Origin of the sequence: Flavobacterium sp. PL02, from assembly GCF_035013205.1 — a bacterium.
GTDB lineage: Bacteria > Bacteroidota > Bacteroidia > Flavobacteriales > Flavobacteriaceae > Flavobacterium.
In genome coordinates, this window is sequence record NZ_JAYGJP010000015.1 from 1 (window position 1) to 18,922 (window position 18,922).

Consider the following 18,922-nt stretch of genomic DNA (forward strand, 5'->3'; position numbering starts at 1 on the left):
CCTCTTCCCATCCCGAACAGAGTAGTTAAGCCCGCCTGCGCAGATGGTACTGCAGTTATGTGGGAGAGTATGTCGTCGCCTTTCTTTAGAATCCTCATCAAGTAATTGATGAGGATTTTTTTTTGTGCGTTACTTTTTGGGATTTGTAGAGATCAGAGTAATTGGGCAAAAGAAAACACAGCAAAGAGCGCAAAGGCTTACACAAAGGTTCGCAAAGTTTAATCAATAGCTTTGCGAACCTTTGTGTTTGTGTATATTTTCTCTTATGCAATATTGTCACTCTGAGGAACAAGGGTCTCCATAAGAAACTAACGTAAAACATATCTAAAATTTGTGTTTACAGATATATAGAGGTAGTTTCTACTAGTTTGCGATTATTAACGTCTTTATTACGCTAGAATGGTAGTGTTTGGAGATGTTTTAGTGTTGTAGGATATATATCTTAAGTTTGGTTTTAAGATTTTTTAATAGAAATTTGGACTGTATTTTTGCTTAGAACTTGTTCTTAATTCTTTAACAGTGTATAAGTGATTAGTTTGGAAATAATTTATCAGTTTGCAATGTACGTTGAAGTGTAATATGAAAAATGATGACCATTATAATTTTGAATAAAAAAGTTTTAATGGTTATCTGAATTACTCAATTTTTACTTGTAGTAATTGTTCTAATTGCTCTCTGTCTTTTATATAGATATTTCTTTTATCTATAATAATAGCGCCCTGTTCTTTAAATTGTTTAAGGCTTCTACCCAGACTTTCTTGTGATGTCCCGATAAGATTGGCTAAGTCATCACGTGTTAAGTCAATACCTTTGACAGTTAGTGAATTTCGATTGAATCTATTTTCCAACAATAGTAAAAATAGTGCCAATCGCGCATTTTGATTCTTTTGGGCCAATACTGTAATGATGTTTGCCAGAACTCCAAATTCATGACTAATATTCTTAATAACTTTTTGCTGTAAAGCAGGGATTTCTTGAAGTAGTTTCAAAAAATCATCCTTAGCTATAAAATTCACTTTTAAATCTTCGAGTGCCTCACAGGAGTCTTGATATCTTTCTTGTCCAAGTAGGGCGTGATATCCCAGTACATCATCTGATGTGTAAATGTAAAATATTTGTTCGTCACCGGTAAAACCGCGCTTAAATTTTTTGGACTTACCATTTTTTATTTGATAAATACCAGTAGGAATACCACCTTCGTAAAAAAGCATACTTCCTTTTTTTATGTTAAGGGGTTCCATAACACTTTCAACTGCTTGCTTTTCTGATTCAGTTAGGTTTTCAAAAAGCTGGTTACTTTGGAAATCAAATTTGGCAAAGAAATCTTTCATAAAACAAATATAACATTAATTAATAAAATATATAACATTTGTTATATATTTGTATAACTATTTGATTTCTTCTTCATAAGAAGCTAGAGAGAAAATAGTGAGGGTTAAATAACGGAAATAAAGTTGAATCAACGAACGTCTGTATTGAATTTAAAAAAATATAAAATGATAAATGAGAATAAAATAAGTATTCAAAACGGAAGGCTCATTGTTCCTTCTCACCCCATAATTCCTTTTATTGAGGGAGATGGTATAGGACCGGATATTTGGAAAGCATCAAAATTAGTTTTTGATGCAGCGGTACAGAGAGCTTATGGTGGTAAGAGAAAGATTCAGTGGAAAGAAGTTTATGCAGGGGAAAAAGCTTTTGAAAAAACCGGAAATTGGTTACCTGATGCAACAATTGAGGATATTAAGGAGTTTTTGGTGGCCATAAAAGGACCGCTAACAACACCAGTTGGTGGAGGCATGCGATCTCTTAATGTTGCGTTACGACAAAAACTTGACTTATATGCGTGTGTGAGACCTGTAAAATGGTATCCTGGTGTTCCTTCCCCAGTAAAAGCACCTGAAAAAGTAGATATGATCATTTTTAGAGAAAATACTGAAGATATTTATGCTGGTATTGAATGGATGGCTGGTACGCCTGAATTAGAGAGGGTTAAAGATTTTTTGATTAACGAGATGGCAGTTAAGGTTATTCGATTTCCAAACACAGTTTCAATAGGAATAAAACCAGTTTCAAAAGAAGGATCTGAACGACTTATTAGAGCTGCTCTTAAATACGCTGTAGAAAATAAAAAAAAATCAGTAACAATAGTACACAAAGGAAATATCATGAAATTTACTGAAGGTAAATTTAAAGAGTGGGGATATCAATTAGCAAAAGATGAATTTGGAGCCAAAGATTATGAAGGAGGACCTTGGCAAGTTATTGAAAAATATGGTAATAAAGTTATTGTAAAAGATGTAATAGCGGATGCTTTTTTGCAACAAATCATATTAAGACCCGAACAATATGATATTATTGCCACACTAAACCTTAATGGAGATTATATTTCGGATGCTTTGGCAGCAATAGTAGGCGGGATTGGAATTGCCCCAGGAGCAAACATTAATTACACAACTGGGGTTTCGATATTTGAAGCTACACATGGAACTGCTCCTAAATATAAAGATCTGGACAAAGTAAATCCTTCCTCTGAAATTCTTTCTGGAGTAATGATGTTGGAATATCTTGGTTGGCAGGAAGCGGCAGATCTCATCCTTAAAGGTATTAAAGGAGCTATAAACAAAAAAACAGTTACTTATGATTTTGAGCGTTTGATGCAAGGTGCTGCCTTACTTAAGTGTTCGGAATTTGGTCAAGCTGTTGTGAATAATATGGAGTAAGTCGATGGACACAAGAATAAAACTATATAATATCTTTAAACTAAAGTGTCCCAGATGCTATAAAGGGAATTTATTTACCAATCGAGGGCTTTTCGTATTTAATAAAATTCTTGACATGCCACAAAACTGTTCGCACTGCAATCAGGATTTTAAAATTGAGCCAGGCTTTTACTCTGCTGCTTTGTGGATTAGTTATCCAATAGTATTGATTGTTTTTATACCTCTATTATTCCTGGGATTGTATTTAAACGAGAACTATGAAATTTCATTTAAAATATTACTACCAGTTTTGGTGATTTTATGCTTTTTATTGCAAATCCCAATAATGCGAATATCCAGAGCTATTTTAATTCATTTAACTATTAATTATGTCCAGGGAGGTAAAAGAGGTGGTACTATTTAAGGATCAAATTAAATATGAGGTATTTTCAGGTATGTACTAATTAAAAATAACAAAATATCATGCTTCGCAAATATTTAGAAGTTAAACTAAAAATAAAACGGAGGACTTTATGGTTATCTTTAAAGTTTCTCCGTTTTTTAAATAGATAGTTAGAATTCTTACCTAGTTAAATAGATTATTTTTAATCTATATTTTTAAAGTACTCTCTCAATGGAGAATATTAGCCTGTTAGGGCTAATGATTTATTTATGAGTAATTTAATGTTTAAACTGTTACTTCTTCCAAGAGTTTGTATTGTCCTGTATTGAGGTTAGTTCTAATCTCTTTAAATACTGTTATAGTTCTTTCAACATCCTCCAGAGTATGTATCGCAGTTGGTATCAATCGTAAAATAATCATTCCTTTAGGTACAACTGGATATACTACCATAGAGCAGAATATTTGATGATTTTCTCGTAAGTCTCTAACCAAAGCAGTGGCTTCACCTATTGTTCCGTTAAGGTAGACAGGTGTAACAGGGGAATTGGTACTTCCTATATCAAAACCTGAATTAGTTAGGCCACTTTGTAAACTATTTGTTATTTTCCAAAGTTTTTCTCTAAGTTCAGGTTTAGTTCGCATTAAGTCCAATCGTTTTAAAGCGCCAAAAACCATTGGCATTGGTAGTGCTTTGGCAAATATTTGGGAGCGCATATTGTATTTTAGGAATAGTATTGCCTCTTTGGTACTGGCCACAAAAGCACCAATTCCTGCAAATGATTTAGCAAATGTGCCAAAATAAAAATCAATGCCATCTTGAACGCCTTGTTCTTCGCCAGTTCCTGCACCAGTATTTCCCATACAGCCAATACCATGGGCATCATCTACCAGTAGTGAAAAATTATATTTTTTCTTGAGTGCTACAATTTCTTTTAATTTACCCTGATCGCCACGCATACCAAAAACACCTTCAGTAATTACTAAGATTGCTCCTTTAGTTTCTTTCACTATCTTTTTGGCACGTTCGAGCTGTTTTTCACAGTCTTCAATGTTATTGTGTTTAAAAACAAAACGCTTTCCCTGGTGTAATCTCATTCCGTCAATAATACAGGCATGTGCCTCTGCGTCGTAAACGATAACATCTTTTCGGTCCACCAAACTATCAATGATAGAAAGCATTCCTTGATATCCATAATTCAATAAAAAAGCATCTTCTTTTTGAACATAATCTGCAATTTTTTCTTCAAACTCTTCATGTAGCCTGGTATTTCCACTCATCATGCGCGCTCCCATAGGATATGCAAGTCCGTAGCGGCGAGTACCTTCATTATCGGCATCTCTAACTTCTGGGTGATTTGCCAGTCCCAGATAATTATTCAAACTCCAAACTAATTTCTTCTTGCCATTAAAAAGCATTGTATTACTAATATCTCCTTCGAGTTTTGGGTAAGCATAATATCCATGTGCATAATAAGCATGATCGCCTAACGGACCAAGACGTGTATTTATTTTATCCATTATATTCATATGTTTCATATTGAGATGTTATGTTTTCTGTATATTTTCGGCCCATTTATAGGCTTTTTTTAAATTCATTTATAGTCTGAATTTCAGAATCATTTCTAAAAATTGTTTTGTCGTCAAGAAATCTAATAAAGTACAATCTGTACAATTCATTAGAGAAAATATTTTCAGTGGTAACTTTCCTTAACCCAATTATCTTTAATTTCAGAACTCCTTTTAGCAGCAATGCTTCTTTATTTTTTTGCATGGTAAGTTTATCTTTCACGATGGTTAAATTTTTTTACCCAAAAGTTAAGTATTCCCCTAAGGCAGTATATTGTAAGTTGAAACTTTCTGGAATTTCATCCCATAAGCTTAGTAAGTAACAAGTCTCATACCTAAGGGGATTTTCTCGAGGAGGGTTCTCCCATAATTAGGATATTAGGAAATACAAACTTTTATACTATATAATAGTTGGAGCACCACCAATTATCTCTTGGTTAGCAAAGGATTCAAAGGTTTTAAAGTTCTCTACAAATTGTGCAGCAAGACTTTGAGCCTTTTTATCGTAAGCGGATTTATCATTCCAAGTATTCTTAGGATTTAATATTTCCGATGGTACACCTTCGCATTGCGCAGGCATTTGTAATCCAAATACAGAATGTTGTATATAGTCAACTTTATTAAGTTTATCTTTAAGAGCAGCTGTTATCATAGCTCTGGTGTAGGAAAGTTTAATTCGTTCTCCAACGCCATAAGCACCACCTGACCATCCTGTGTTGATGAGCCAAACGTTAGCATTGTTTTCTTTGAGTTTTTTCCCCAATAGTTCAGCATATTTAGTTGGATGTAGGGGTAAAAAAGGTTTTCCAAAACAAGCCGAAAACGTAGTTTGTGGTTCTGTAATTCCTGCTTCGGTTCCTGCTACCTTAGCAGTGTATCCTGAAATAAAATGGTACATAGCTTGCCCGATAGTTAGTTTTGAAATAGGAGGTAGTACTCCAAAAGCATCACAAGTAAGGAAGAAAATATTTTTCGGGATACTACCAATAGATGGATTTATGGCGTTATCAATAAAATGGATTGGATAGGCTGCCCTGGTATTTTCAGTTACTGAAATATTATCATAATCAACTATATTAGTTCCTTCAAAGAATCGAACATTCTCGAGTAAAGTCCCGAAACGCACTGCTGAAAAAATTTGAGGTTCTTTTTCTTTACTTAGATTCACACATTTAGCATAACAGCCTCCTTCAAAATTAAAAACACTATCATTATCCCATCCATGTTCGTCGTCACCGATTAATTTTCTTAAAGGATCTGCAGATAGGGTTGTTTTACCAGTACCTGATAAACCAAAAAATACAGAAGTATCACCATCTTTGCCAATATTAGCAGAGCAATGCATTGATAGTATGTCTTTTTCGTGAGGAAGAATATAATTTAGAACCGTAAAAATTCCTTTTTTAATTTCACCTGTATACGCACTACCCCCAATAAGTATTATTTTTTTGGTAAAGTTTATAATTGTAAAATTATGTTGTCGGGTTTTATCAATTTTAGGTTCTGCCTTAAATTCGGGTGCAACAAGTATCAACCATTCATGTTGGAAAGTTTCGAGTTCTTTTTCTGTAGGTCTTAAAAAAAGATTGTTAACAAAGAGGCTTTGCCAAGGATTATCGGTAACCACTCTTACATTTAATTGGTATTCTTTTTTTGCACATGCATAAACGTCTTTAATATAAATAGCTCTATTAGAAAGATGAACAGTAACTCGATCGTATAGTTTATCAAAATCCTCTGGTAAGAACGGATGATTTACTTCTCCCCACCAAACAGAATCTTTGGTTTTTTCGTCTCTTACAATATATTTATCTTTGGGAGAGCGACCGGTAAATTCGCCTGTATCACAGGCTAATGCACCTGAACTAGTTATAACTCCTTGTTTTTTCTTTACTGTATGTGTTACTAATTTAAGTTCAGGCAAATTCCAGAAGATTTCTTTATTTGATTTGATACCAATATTCTTTAGCTGTTCTGTATTTTTCATAATTTATTATTGCAAGAAAGGTTAATTGCTCATGCAAAAATACGTTGGCTAAGAGGAGATTTAAATGACTAAGAATATGATGGAATTTGATTTAAATCAATAACGGAAAGTGAAGAGGAAAAATAGTGTAGCTTTGGAATTAATTATGATTTCTAAATTTATCTTCAATAATCAATATCTTTTAAATGAACTTCCTAAGGAGGATAAGGAAATGCTCGAAAGAGTTAGTTGAAATAGCCAATTTTTAAACTTAAAATTTAAAATAAAGCTTCCCTAAACGGTAAAACACTAAAGTGCTAATTACAAAAAACTCAATTCTAGATAAGCATTGATTTCTAAAATTTGATTATCTGAACTTAAATCATTATCATGTTCAAACATCAGGGCTCCAAAAGAAATCTAAGACATAATCTTAAAATTGCTTCTCTATTATCGTTTGTAGCTGGGCTAGTAAACGTAGCAGGTTTTTTGGCCGTTCAAAAGTTAACTACAAACGTAACGGGCCATTTTGCTTTTTTTGTAGACGAAGTCTTTAAGCTTAATTTCAAACAAGGATTTATTTATTTTTTATATATATTCTTTTTTTTTATGGGATCTTTTTTTCCAGCCTAGTTGTAGAATATCTTTTACGAAAAAACGAAAAATACAGTTACATAGTTCCAACAGCAATTGAAAGTATTATTTTATTTTGTGTTGCTATTTTTGGAAAGTATTTAATTAGTGGTAGTCCTGATTTTATAGCCTATACTTTACTTTTCGCAATGGGTTTACAGAATTCACTGGTAACAAAAATTTCTAATGCAACAGTTAGGACAACCCATTTAACAGGGCTTTTTACTGATCTTGGAATTGAACTGTCCCAATTATTTTTTTATAAGGAATCAAGCTTTAGAAAAAAGTTATTTATTTCCATAAAATTGCGTGGCACTATTATCAGTTTCTTTTTTGTTGGTGGGATTGTTGGTGGGGTTTTTTATTCTAATATTGGATTACATGTCTTGTTTATCGGAGTAGCAGCTTTGTTAGTAGGATTGATATATGACAGGGTCAGGTTTAATCTGGTGTTATTGAAGAGAAAGTATAGGCGAGTAGTGAATATTACATCACATAATATGTAAAAACCTGCTTGGAGGATCTTATCGTATCTAAGAATTGTATTTAGACTCAAAATGTTATTTTTATCGATGTTATTATTCTTTAAGCAACATATTTTAAGTTAAGGTTTATTTTAAGCCATTGAGATGTCGATGAGATAATAAAAATAGGTGGAGTTCAAATTGACCTTGTAAAGATTTAACTTTAAGTATATAAAATTGTATTAGTGCTCCAGAAATTAACAAGCCAGTCTTTATTTTGTTCCTATTTTGAAGTACAAAATAGGAACAAAATAATATAAGATGACTAGAAACAAATTAGAGGAAATTTTATAATAGGTACATTAATAAAAATATTTTTTTTTATTTTCCGGAATTAGAAATAATAACTTTTTGTGTAGTTTTTAAAGTGTCTACAGTCAATAATTCAACTATGTATATCCCAGAACTTAACCCACTAGTCGAAAAATAATAATGCTGGTTGTTTCCGAGTATTTCCTTTGACAAAATTATTCTTCCTAACATATCATATACTATTACCGACTTAATGTCAACTTGGGTTGTATTGGAAATCATTAACTTCTGGTCTGTATTATTTTGATTAATGGTAAATGTTGGCTTTGTTAAATCTTTTGTATTTAATTTTTTTTCGTCTATAAAAGTAATTTTAAACCTGTCGCTATATGTTCCTTTCGGAACTGCTACTTCGTACACATTATTTTTTATATCATGATAAGAATCATCCAAGGCGTCATGGATATAAATAGACTGAGAGAGATCAAAGTTTATTACCTCAGGAACATAGAATTTTATAGTGGTATTATTTGTGGCTTTTACTGCTAAAGGTATTTTTTTAGTTTCTTCAAAATTGACTCCTTGAATTACATAATTTTTATCTTCCAATAAAAAACTGACATCATTGGGAAGTGATGCATCCATATTTAGTGCATCAATTCCATAATCAACCCCATCTGTTGCTTCGGGTAAGAAAGCCAATGCCAGCTGTCTGGTAAATTGATTATTAAGTATTGCATTTAACTTAAAATAGGAGGTATTAGGTATAGACTCACTAATTTTTGAAGCTTTATTTTTAGCAGGACGCTCAAATTGAGTCAACGGATTCCCTTCTTTATAATATGCTCTATGCGAATTTTTTAAAGTAACTGTTCCTGTTATTCTACCATTTAAAATAAATCCTTGACCAATGGGTGAATATTTTCGTGCAATTACCAATCCTGAAGAGGTACCTGTTGTATTTAAAGAACCATCATCATTATACGAATTAAAAGTAGCTGGTACATACACTCCATTACTCCCCAAACTTATGGGTGAGTAACTCCCGTATCCTGCTCTATAATCGGCAATGAAATGAGAATTTACAGCTTTGTTTTGTTCCCAAAAGTAAGCAATTCCTGTTCCGGCAGTATTGTCAGTGTCCAAAAGAAAAGCATTAAGATGTAAAGCTGATGGATATGGATTTCCTGACAAGGTTGCATTATTAAGCCCTAAACTTACCGTAATATTACCATCATTTGGTCTGCCTCTAAAATCATATCGTTGTGCACCAATTCCTCCAGGATTGTTCTGAACACCATTGCTTTCGGCATCTAAATTATCGGTTCCGCCAGTACCTTTCATTGTAAATCCTTCCCCCGAAGCAATAGTACTGGCACCGCCGATGTAAATCCATTGAGAATAACTATTAGCATTAATTAATTTATAAATCCATCGTGCCGCTATCGAAAGCGGATTCGAAATTCCATCCTTAGTGGCTAGTGGCAATACTATAGCTACTTCAGCTGTCGTAGCCGATAAAGGTCTATTTAGCATTGTAATGCCAAAATTTCCATTTCCTGTAGCAGCAGTACTCCCAATAGGAGAACACCAATAATTATAATCAAAATTATCCGAAGTTCCTTCTTGATATACAGATACTATTCCTGTTCCACTATTTAGAGATGTACTAGTCGTTCCCTGAACTAATTGCGAACGGTTCCTTAAATAGAGAATAGAATTTGACTGCAAATTAATATCCTGCTTAACATAAAGCAATTCATTCTTTACATACATAGCTGTATTAGTTCCGAAATAAATTTGAGAAAAGGAGTTTAAGGAAAACAACAAGATTACTAGTAGTATTATTTTTTTCATAATCTTGTTTTTGTGTTATTTATACAAACTTTCTCAACAACTTTTTCCTGTTTATCTTCTAGAATTAATAATGGTATTTGGGATGGTATTGGTATCTTTTTTTTCTTTCTAATAACATAAATAGCCAATAAAAGCCCCGAAATCATTAATAATGGTATACCATTATCAATAGGTAATTCTGGCTGCGGATCACCAGGTGCTGGAGGTGCTTGCGCAGAAACAACGGCATGTACTAAAAGTAATGTAGCAATTATAAAGAGTAATCTAATATTTACAGGTTCCATAAGTTTTATTTATTTTATGAACAGTTATATGTTCATCTTGGGATTAAATACACCAGCACATTCAGAAATTACAAAAAGTAAATTCTGAGCTGCAAAATGGTTTTGATGAAAAAAACTTACATTATTTTATGGTCATGTTAAATGAACGAACCGTAACACTTTGTGTATTGGCATTATTACGTTTTATCCATAACTCTATAGAGTCTCCTGTATTAAGCATAACAGAACCTTGTATGGGAAATGATTGAACATAACCCGCATTAGTGTCAATAAAAGTCTCAGAAGATAGTTGAGGATCTGTTCCTCCTGCCGCAGGTATTCGTACAAAATAAAATATATACTCCGTATTTCCAACCCCTAACGTACTCACAAAAGACAAAGCACAATTCACTTGAAATATCCTGGGCTTTTTGCCCATATAGGCGATATTATTGTTTGTAGTTGCCGTAGCCCTATAAAGATTAGCAGTTAATCCTGCTGTAATAGCCAATTTTGTACCAGTACCAGTTGTACCAATAGGAGTTGCAGTTTGGGTTGTACCAGCACGATTTAAATATACTGATCCTGTTGCACCAGAATCCCCTTCGGTAGGGATTCCTGTACACTTTGCTGACCAATTATTATTAAAATTAAATCCTGTGTAGGTAGCTGGGCTATATCCGTTTACATATTTCCCAGTAGTTAGTGCACCTGTAAATATAACCGTTTCTACTACTGCATCACCCTGAATTACGGGATTAGCCGAAACATCAAATCCTACACTGGCTCCAATGACTTCACTAAATCCACCTTGTTTGGCTACTAGCCCAAAAGTACCTTGTAATTTTTCGTACGTTCCCACATTGTTACCAAACCATCCCGCATTACTAAGTAGTAACTTACTAATATCCTGATATACTATTCCCGCTCCATTCCCGATATATTGAACAATACTAACAAAAACGAAGGCAAAATTTTGTAGTTTACCTACAGTCGCTGAACTTGCAACAATACAGTCTCTAATAATAATACTCTGTGTTAAAGTACCTGAACCAGTAATATTAAAAACATTTCCTCCAGTAGCTATTAATGTCAGCACTCTTATAGACCCACCAGTGGTACCCGAAAAAAGATCACCAGAAGCTTTAACAAGTTTATCCTCTGTAGAATCTTGTCCAATTATATAACTACCATTTAGTTCAATAGGTAAATCAACATTGATAGTGCCATTAATTTCATAAAGAGTAGTGGAATCCATAAGGTATTTTGTACCACCACCACCAGTTTTTTCAGTGGCCAAAACCGTAGCTAATACATCAGTTGATTTTATTAATTTATATTTTAAACGTCCCTGTTTGTCTCCGCTTAACTGAATCCAAGTCAGAGTAGGTGTGTCATAGTAGTAAAAATTTCCAATAGTTGTGTCAAAAACCAATAAGCCATTGGCAGGAGTTGTAATTGCAATTCTTTGCACCGAAGTCATTCGTGGGGTAATCAGTCCCTGAGTAGTAGATTCGATATGTAGTATCGAAGAAGCATGAGGAGTAACTGTTCCAATTCCAATTTGAGCACTTGTCAGTTGCGTGACAAAAAATAAAAACAAGTAGATTTTTTTCATGAGTAGGTTTAGTTTAAAATATAGACTTGGGGGCTTTAGTAAACGTAACCTTTAATTAAGGAATTACTAGAATTAAATAATAATATTTGAAAATTATATATTATTTGTTGCTTTTTATTAGAAATAATTTAACAAAATAAACAAAAACCTCCATGAGTTTATTTGTTAGTTTCAACAGTGGGAATCACAGCTGGCAACTATTTGAACTTCAGAAAATTGAATATAAAATGGTCTTTCTTAGTTATAAATAGAATCGAAATAAATAAAAATTAATTGTAGTGTATATCTTAGGAAAATTTCAGATGATTTTTTTATAATGAATGAGTCCTAAATAATTACATGGTTTATGTGTTTTTATTAGGCTGCCATTTTAATCTGTTTTAATAAAACAGATGTGACCGAACCCTTATCTTAAATCATACCTATAATCTAAAGGTTTTTTTTGCATTGCTAAAGTACTACAGTATTTTCAGGTTTTCTGAATCTGCATTTGAGCCCTGTAAAATAAATTATAACAAAAATCTTACGCTCACTCAGTATTATTTTGGCAAACATTTACTTCTTGCAATTGTAATGTTGAGTTGTCTTAGGCATCTCAGGTTATGCCAAAAATGGTATAAACCCAATGACAGTAACTACAATTACAAAAGTAAACAGGTTGCTAATATGTCCAAATAAAATTTGCAGCTAATTTTTTTAAAAATAACTGAACCGTTATGATAATTATCATCCTTTTACCATCATAGCAAGCGCACATTTACATCAGAATAATGATTACTCCTCAGTAAATATGCTTGCAAGCTTTGCAGAATTTAGTAATAATCCTTTCAATAAAGTATTTAGAAATACTTATAACAATTTATTAAATAATTAGAAATTAATTTTATTATGAAAACTACAAGAAAAGAGCATGATTTTTTAGGTGAATTAGAAATCCCGAATCATTTATATTACGGTATACAGACTTTTAGAGCCGTAGAAAATTTTAATATTACAGGTATCTCAATTTCAAAAGAGCCTTTGTTTATTAAAGCCTTAGGATATGTAAAAAAAGCTGCTGCATTAGCAAATAAAGATTGTGGTGTTTTAGATGCAAAAATTACCGAAGCTATTTGTTATGGAAGTGACCAGCTTATTGCAGGTAAATTTGATCAGGAGTTTGTTAGTGATTTGATTCAGGGTGGTGCTGGAACGTCAGTAAACATGAATGCAAATGAAGTAATCGCAAATATTGGGCTGGAATATTTAGGTCATAAAAAAGGAGAATATAATTTCCTGCATCCTAACAATCATGTAAACTGTTCTCAGTCTACGAATGATGCATATCCGTCAGCATTTAGAATTGCACTTTATCTAAAAATGGAACGCTTTATTGCTATTTTAAGCAGTTTAGAAGTTGCTTTTTCTGAAAAAGGAGTAGAGTTTAAAAGGGTATTAAAAATGGGACGTACACAATTACAAGATGCAGTTCCTATGACTTTGGGGCAAGAGTTTCATGCCTATGCAACTACAATTGGAGAAGATATTAAGAGATTAAAAGAGGCACAAAGTTTATTGTTAGAAATTAATATGGGAGCTACTGCTATTGGAACTAAAGTAAATGCTCCAGAAGGTTATCCTGAGATTTGTGTGGATTATTTAGTGAAAGAAGTAGGTATTCCCCTAACATTGTCTCCAGATTTAATTGAAGCAACAGTTGATACAGGTGCATATGTTCAAATTATGGGCACTCTAAAAAGAACTGCGGTTAAAATCACTAAAATTTGTAACGATTTACGTTTGTTAAGTTCAGGTCCAAGAACAGGATTTAATGAAATTAATTTGCCAGCATGTCAACCAGGATCTTCAATTATGCCAGGAAAAGTAAATCCTGTAATTCCAGAAGTAGTAAATCAGACTTGTTTTTATGTTGTTGGTCAAGATTTAACAGTGACGTTGGCAGCATCAGCAGGTCAGTTACAATTAAATGTTATGGAACCAGTAATTGCTTTTGCGATGTTTACTTCATTAGATTATTTGGGTAATGCGATTGAAACCTTAGTTGATAAATGTATTGTTGGAATTACAGCTAATACGGATCATTGTTTTAATATGGTTATGAATAGTATTGGAATTGTTACACAACTGAATCCAATTCTTGGATATGAAGTATGTGCTGGTATAGCTGGAGAAGCACTTAAAACAAACAAAAGTATACATCAAATTGTAGTAATAGAACGTAAGGAAATTACTCAAAATAAATGGGATGAGATTTATTCATTAGAAAATTTGATAAACCCAAAATTCATAAATTCATAAATAGCTATGAATGTTCAGACTCCAGCCATCTTATCGTTAAGGTAGTAGCAAACGAAAATGATAGAAGAATAGTTTGTAATGGTTTGATAGTCTGTTGTATTAATGCTTCTGTAAGTAATTCACTTGGAACACATCCAGAAAAGATATTGTTGTGTAAAACTCAAATACAACAGATTCAAGTGGTTTACTTTACTTAATGAAGATAACACTACCCTTTTTTTATTGTTGGGGATAATCTTAATCCTCAAATGATAGCGTTTTATTACTATTTCCTTTTTTGAAAATAGCTGATAGAACAAAGATTCAAAAATATTTTTAGAAATAGTATTCAATTATAATTGGAAGGAGTCCTGCTTTTAGGTACCTCCTGGTATAATTGTGGACTAAATCAAATCAATTTAAAACAATTATTATGTTCTGGATAGAATTTTCAATCCTTTTAATCGCGATTCTTATCGGATCACGAATGAAAGGTATAGGTCTCGGTGTAATGGGGATTTTCGGATTAGTGATTTTCGTATTAGGATTTCATATGAAACCAACGGAGCCGCCTATGGATGTTATGTTAATTATTATTGCTATTGTAACCACAGCAGCAACCCTTCAAGCGTCAGGAGGACTAGATTACTTGGTAAGTTTAGCCGAAAAAGTAATTCGAAATAATCCTTCAAATGTTACTTTTATTGCCCCTTTTGCAACTTATTTTTTGTGCTTATTTGCAGGAACTTCCCACATAGTGTATTCTATATTACCCATTATTTCTGAAGTTGCTACAAAGAAAAGAATACGCCCAGAGCGCCCTCTTAGTATATCGGTAATTGCCTCACACTTAGCTTTAACAGGAAGTCCTATTAGTGCATGTACAGCAGCTCTTGTAGTGTTATTAGGTTACCCGGGAGCTCTTTTTGATGTCATGATGATTGCTATTCCTGCTGGTCTTTTTGGGACATTAGTTGCTTGTTTTGTGATTAGAAAAAAGGGGCTAGAATTAAATCAGGATCCAATATTTATTGAGAAAATGAAAGATTCAGAGTTTGCTAAAAGTATTGATTCTAATATAGAAGGCAATGAAACAAAAGTAAGAACCGGAGCTAAAACAGCGGTTATGATCTTTAGCGTTGCAATTTTACTAATTGTAATTGCTGGAGCCTTTCCAGGTTTATTACCCAATTTTGGACCAGGAACAAAAAATTTAGTTCTTAAAGACGATGGAACAGTTTCAATGGTAGCGGTTATTTGTTTAATCACTTTATCTGCCTCTGCTGCGATGATGTTAATTACAAAAACGAGCGCAGTTGCTGTTACCCAAGTTAGTTTATTCAGTTCTATGGCTTCGGCAGTTATATCTGTTTTTGGAGTAGTCTGGATGGCTTCTACTTTTATGGAAAATAATTCGGTTGTCATCAAAGAGTCTTTAGGTAGCGTTGTTACTGCTTATCCTTGGACATTTGCTATAGCCTTATTTCTTTTAGGAATCATAATGTTTAGTCAGGCAGCTGCCGTTAAGACGATGATACCATTGGGTATTGCTTTGGGGCTTTCCCCTTTAGTTCTGATAGCTTCCTTTCCTACAGTAAATAGCTTCTTCGTATTGCCGGGTTATCCGACATTATTAGCAGCTATCAGTTTTGACAGAACCGGAAGTACAAAAATCGGTAAATATGTTATCAATCATAGTTTTAATCTACCTGGTATTGTTGCTACTGTTGTTGCGGTTGCGGTTGGTTTTTTGATCGGTTCAATTATTTTATAAAAGAATTATGAAAACTATAAGTAATATAAAAAGGGGGGTGTTTTGTTTCATTGTTTTATTGATCCCAATTAGTATTCTTGCGCAAGAACAAAGCGAGAACCTTGAGATGTATCAGTCTATAATTCCTACGTCCAAGCAATCTTTATTAAGAGATATAGATGTTATTTTTAATACTCGTTTTGGATTTAATTCTGAATTTAAAAATGGAGATTATTCAAAATCAGTGTTTTCAGTTAGTCAATTCAGACTCGAAATAAAAGGAAAGATTCATGAAAAAGTGAGTTTTAGATTTCGTGACAGATACACCAGAACACCTAAAATAGGTAGTCAGGATAACATAAACAGAACGACTGATATTGCCGCTTTATTTATTGATTTTACACCTAGAACCAAATTTTCTATGGGGAAACTATTGGCTGATTTGGGAGGGTATGAATTTGATATGAATGCAATTTATATTTTAGAGTATAATGATATTTTGGAAAACTCAGATCACAATTTAACAGGTGCGGGTATATCCCATAAGTTAAGAGATGGCAAGAACACATTAAAGTTTCAAATATTAGATTCAAGAACAAACATTTTAAAAGAACAATACGATAATAATATACCAGATGGGACAGTAGAATCGAAAACGGCTTTGGCATTTGTAAGTAATTGGCAAGGAAGCTTTTTTGGAGGAAAATTTGAAACGTCTTATAGCTATGGTTTTTTTAATGAAGCCAAAAATACAAGCATGAATTATATCGCACTTGGGAATAAGTTTAAAAGCAATAAATTATTGTTGTATTACGATTTTAAGTATAGTGCAGAAGATTTAGACCGTAGAGGTATTGTTCAAAAATTGGTTAAAGGAGATGATGCATCAAAAGATGTGGTATATGTCGAAAATTGGTTAAGAGCAGAGTATAGAGTTAAACCAAAAGTAAATTTAGTATTAACCCTTATGACCCACAATTCGTATTGGAACGGCAATCCTGATGTTAATGCATCCAACAAATTGTTTATTAGCTATGGTCTGATTCCGACTGTTGAATACTATCCTTTTAAAGATTTAAATCTGAAATTTTATTTAGGCTATATAGCCAGAAGATATGATTACTCCACTTATGTTGAAAAAACGTTTGGATTGAAAGACGCTAATACAGGAAGACTAAGTTTTGGAATTATTGCCCCAATACTGGTTTTGTAGCCAAATTTAGATTTTTCTAAGCAACCACTCAATTTGGGTGGTTTTTATATATTCTGTATCAAACGGGTTTATAAGATCTATATTTTTCTGATTTTTTCGCATCTGATATCCTAATACTAAATAAAAAATGAATTCAAATACCACCATAATTAATAAAGAAAATGAAATAAATGTAGAAAAAACACTCAGTTTTTTGCATCGTGACCACGTACAATCATTAGAGTTATGTTCGATAATTCGTATGGGTATTAGACGAAATATTGATCCAAAAAGAATTAAAAATTATGCAGATTGGTATTATATCAATCAATTAGTACCTCATTTTCAAATAGAAAAAGAGTATGTTTTTCCTAATTTAGGAACGGAAAACGTATTTGTACACAAGGTTTTAATACAGCACCGCAGATTAGCAAAACATTTTATCAAAAAAAATGAAGTCGAAAAATCATTAAGTAGAATTGAAGATGACCTTGAAACATTAATACGCTTTGAAGAGAAAAATATATTTAATGCAATTAGAAATAATTTTCCGTCCTATCAAATTTTATTAAATGAAGAAGTGCTTTCTCATGAATTTAATAATAAAGAATGGGATGACATATTTTGGCAATGATGAACTAGTGAGTTACGAAGTTCATTTTCTAAACTAATAGATGTTAAGAGAGAAACAGATGATTAATATCAGATAACGATACTTAAAATAGAGCCAGAAGCGAGCAAGACTATTCATATCTACGTCGGTATTCATTACTACCTTAAATGTTGAAAAGGCCATCACGGAAAGGGAAAGTAGCAACTGAAATAATAATTTTTAGAGATACCATCAATTTAATTGTAGTTACGCTTATATTAACCCTTATGATTTTCAGTAAATTGTATAGCTTTGTAAAGTATTAAAGAATGATATATGGTTTTTATGTGGCTGTATAAAGTGTTTAAACTAATAAAGTGATGGAAGTCATTCCGGTACGATCTATTAAGGATGCTACAAAAGAACCCCATTTATTGGGCAACTTCGCTATACGCACTATTGAATCATTATCAGAAGGGAAAGATATGGTTGAAAGCCTGCACAGGCATGACTTTTTCTATGTGCTGGTAATCAAGAACGGTGCAGGAAGTCATGAAATTGACTTTATCCCGTATCAGGTGACGAATAATTCCATATTCTTTATGAAGCCGGGCCAAGTGCACCAGCTGACGTTGAAGGCGGGCAGTACAGGATATCTTCTTCAATTTAAAAATGGATTTTCCATCTCACAAGAGCTGCTGCGAAAACTGAGTCATAAAAGTATATGCACACTTGCTGATGGCAATGAGAATAGACTAATTGTACTTCTCGACGATATAGTAAGGGAATTTTTGGAAGAGCGCGAAGGATATCGGGAAGTAATAAAAGCTAACCTTAGTGTCTTTTTTATTGAACTATTAAGGCTCCGCCACAATAACGAAAGTAAGGCGATAGCTGCCAGACAGTATCCTCAGGAAAAACTAGATGAATTTTTTGAAATGCTCGACACAGGCATCGCACAATTCAAACAAGTTACCCATTATGCGGATATGCTTAACCTTTCGACCTATCAGCTTGGCGCTATTACCAGATCGTTGCTCAATAAGACCCCTTCAGATATAATCAGCGAGCATATCATCCTTGAGGCAAAGCGACAGCTCCTGGCCACTTCAGATCAGGTAAACCAGATCGCCTATTACCTTGGCTATGATGATCCCTCTTATTTTATCAGATTCTTTAAAAAGCACACAGGCCACTCGCCAGAGTCTTTCAGGATTATTTCCAAATAAGTCCTATTCAATCCCGTTTTTGTCCTATCCTTAGGGCTAAAGTCCTCTATAACTTTGTGGATATATAATAATCCCATAAGTACTCTATATGAAGA

The 18,922-nt window shown here is 33.1% G+C and carries 14 protein-coding genes, 1 rRNA gene and 1 pseudogene; 9 read left to right on the plus strand and 7 right to left on the minus strand.

Annotated features, from left to right (window positions below; translation table 11 throughout):
* Positions 1-84: ribosomal RNA gene (gene rrf, locus SHI72_RS23065) — 5S ribosomal RNA — on the plus strand; the annotation flags it as partial.
* A gap of 551 nt (positions 85-635) precedes the next feature.
* On the opposite strand, the gene SHI72_RS23070 is transcribed toward rrf, so the two are convergent.
* Positions 636-1,331 (minus strand): Crp/Fnr family transcriptional regulator, encoded by a 696-nt coding sequence (locus SHI72_RS23070; RefSeq protein ID WP_039116401.1) that lies wholly within the window; start codon positions 1,329-1,331, stop codon positions 636-638.
* Positions 1,332-1,496: 165 nt separating this feature from the next.
* Between SHI72_RS23070 and icd the strand changes: the two genes are divergently transcribed.
* Positions 1,497-2,723, plus strand: coding sequence for an NADP-dependent isocitrate dehydrogenase (icd, locus tag SHI72_RS23075; protein ID WP_323491541.1), 1,227 nt, complete (start codon positions 1,497-1,499; stop codon positions 2,721-2,723).
* Between the two features lie 4 nt (positions 2,724-2,727).
* Positions 2,728-3,126, plus strand: a complete 399-nt coding sequence (locus SHI72_RS23080) for a DUF983 domain-containing protein (protein WP_086896267.1) — start codon at positions 2,728-2,730, stop codon at positions 3,124-3,126.
* Between the two features lie 264 nt (positions 3,127-3,390).
* Here SHI72_RS23080 and SHI72_RS23085 read toward each other — a convergent pair whose 3' ends face one another.
* The 3 genes from SHI72_RS23085 to pckA all read right to left on the minus strand — a co-directional run bounded on the left by SHI72_RS23085 (position 3,391) and on the right by pckA (position 6,658).
* Positions 3,391-4,632 (minus strand): aminotransferase class I/II-fold pyridoxal phosphate-dependent enzyme, encoded by a 1,242-nt coding sequence (locus SHI72_RS23085; protein WP_416348484.1) that lies wholly within the window; start codon positions 4,630-4,632, stop codon positions 3,391-3,393.
* Positions 4,633-4,678: 46 nt separating this feature from the next.
* Positions 4,679-4,894: a hypothetical protein gene (locus SHI72_RS23090; protein WP_323491543.1), complete on the minus strand. Its 216-nt coding sequence runs from the start codon at positions 4,892-4,894 to the stop codon at positions 4,679-4,681.
* 177 nt (positions 4,895-5,071) lie between these two features.
* Positions 5,072-6,658, minus strand: a complete 1,587-nt coding sequence (gene pckA, locus SHI72_RS23095; protein ID WP_323491544.1) for a phosphoenolpyruvate carboxykinase (ATP) — start codon at positions 6,656-6,658, stop codon at positions 5,072-5,074.
* 369 nt (positions 6,659-7,027) lie between these two features.
* On the opposite strand from pckA, the pseudogene SHI72_RS23100 reads away from it, so the two are divergent.
* Positions 7,028-7,776, plus strand: a pseudogene (locus SHI72_RS23100) (YoaK family protein).
* A gap of 339 nt (positions 7,777-8,115) precedes the next feature.
* On the opposite strand, the gene SHI72_RS23105 reads toward SHI72_RS23100, so the two are convergent.
* From SHI72_RS23105 to SHI72_RS23115, 3 genes are all read right to left on the minus strand, one after another.
* The gene (locus SHI72_RS23105) at positions 8,116-9,903 is read right to left on the minus strand and encodes a T9SS type A sorting domain-containing protein (protein ID WP_323491545.1); all 1,788 of its coding nucleotides are present in this window, start codon (positions 9,901-9,903) and stop codon (positions 8,116-8,118) included.
* Positions 9,900-10,187, minus strand: a complete 288-nt coding sequence (locus tag SHI72_RS23110; protein ID WP_323491546.1) for a hypothetical protein — start codon at positions 10,185-10,187, stop codon at positions 9,900-9,902. Before SHI72_RS23110 ends, SHI72_RS23105 begins: the two co-directional genes overlap by 4 nt.
* Positions 10,188-10,308: 121 nt before the next feature.
* The gene (locus SHI72_RS23115) at positions 10,309-11,784 is read right to left on the minus strand and encodes a hypothetical protein (RefSeq protein ID WP_323491547.1); all 1,476 of its coding nucleotides are present in this window, start codon (positions 11,782-11,784) and stop codon (positions 10,309-10,311) included.
* 888 nt (positions 11,785-12,672) lie between these two features.
* Between SHI72_RS23115 and SHI72_RS23120 the strand changes: the two genes are divergently transcribed.
* From SHI72_RS23120 to SHI72_RS23140, 5 genes are all read left to right on the plus strand, one after another.
* A complete protein-coding gene (locus tag SHI72_RS23120) occupies positions 12,673-14,082 on the plus strand; it encodes an aspartate ammonia-lyase (protein ID WP_323491548.1) in 1,410 nt (469 codons plus the stop codon).
* 412 nt (positions 14,083-14,494) lie between these two features.
* The gene (locus SHI72_RS23125) at positions 14,495-15,835 is read left to right on the plus strand and encodes an anaerobic C4-dicarboxylate transporter (protein WP_323491549.1); all 1,341 of its coding nucleotides are present in this window, start codon (positions 14,495-14,497) and stop codon (positions 15,833-15,835) included.
* 7 nt (positions 15,836-15,842) lie between these two features.
* The gene (locus SHI72_RS23130; protein ID WP_323491550.1) at positions 15,843-17,027 is read left to right on the plus strand and encodes a porin; all 1,185 of its coding nucleotides are present in this window, start codon (positions 15,843-15,845) and stop codon (positions 17,025-17,027) included.
* Between the two features lie 127 nt (positions 17,028-17,154).
* Positions 17,155-17,640 carry a hemerythrin domain-containing protein gene (locus tag SHI72_RS23135; protein WP_323491551.1) on the plus strand — a complete coding sequence of 162 codons (486 nt, stop codon included), beginning with the start codon at positions 17,155-17,157 and terminating at the stop codon, positions 17,638-17,640.
* Between the two features lie 338 nt (positions 17,641-17,978).
* A complete protein-coding gene (locus SHI72_RS23140) occupies positions 17,979-18,827 on the plus strand; it encodes a helix-turn-helix transcriptional regulator (RefSeq protein WP_323491552.1) in 849 nt (282 codons plus the stop codon).
* Positions 18,828-18,922: the final 95 nt, after the last annotated feature.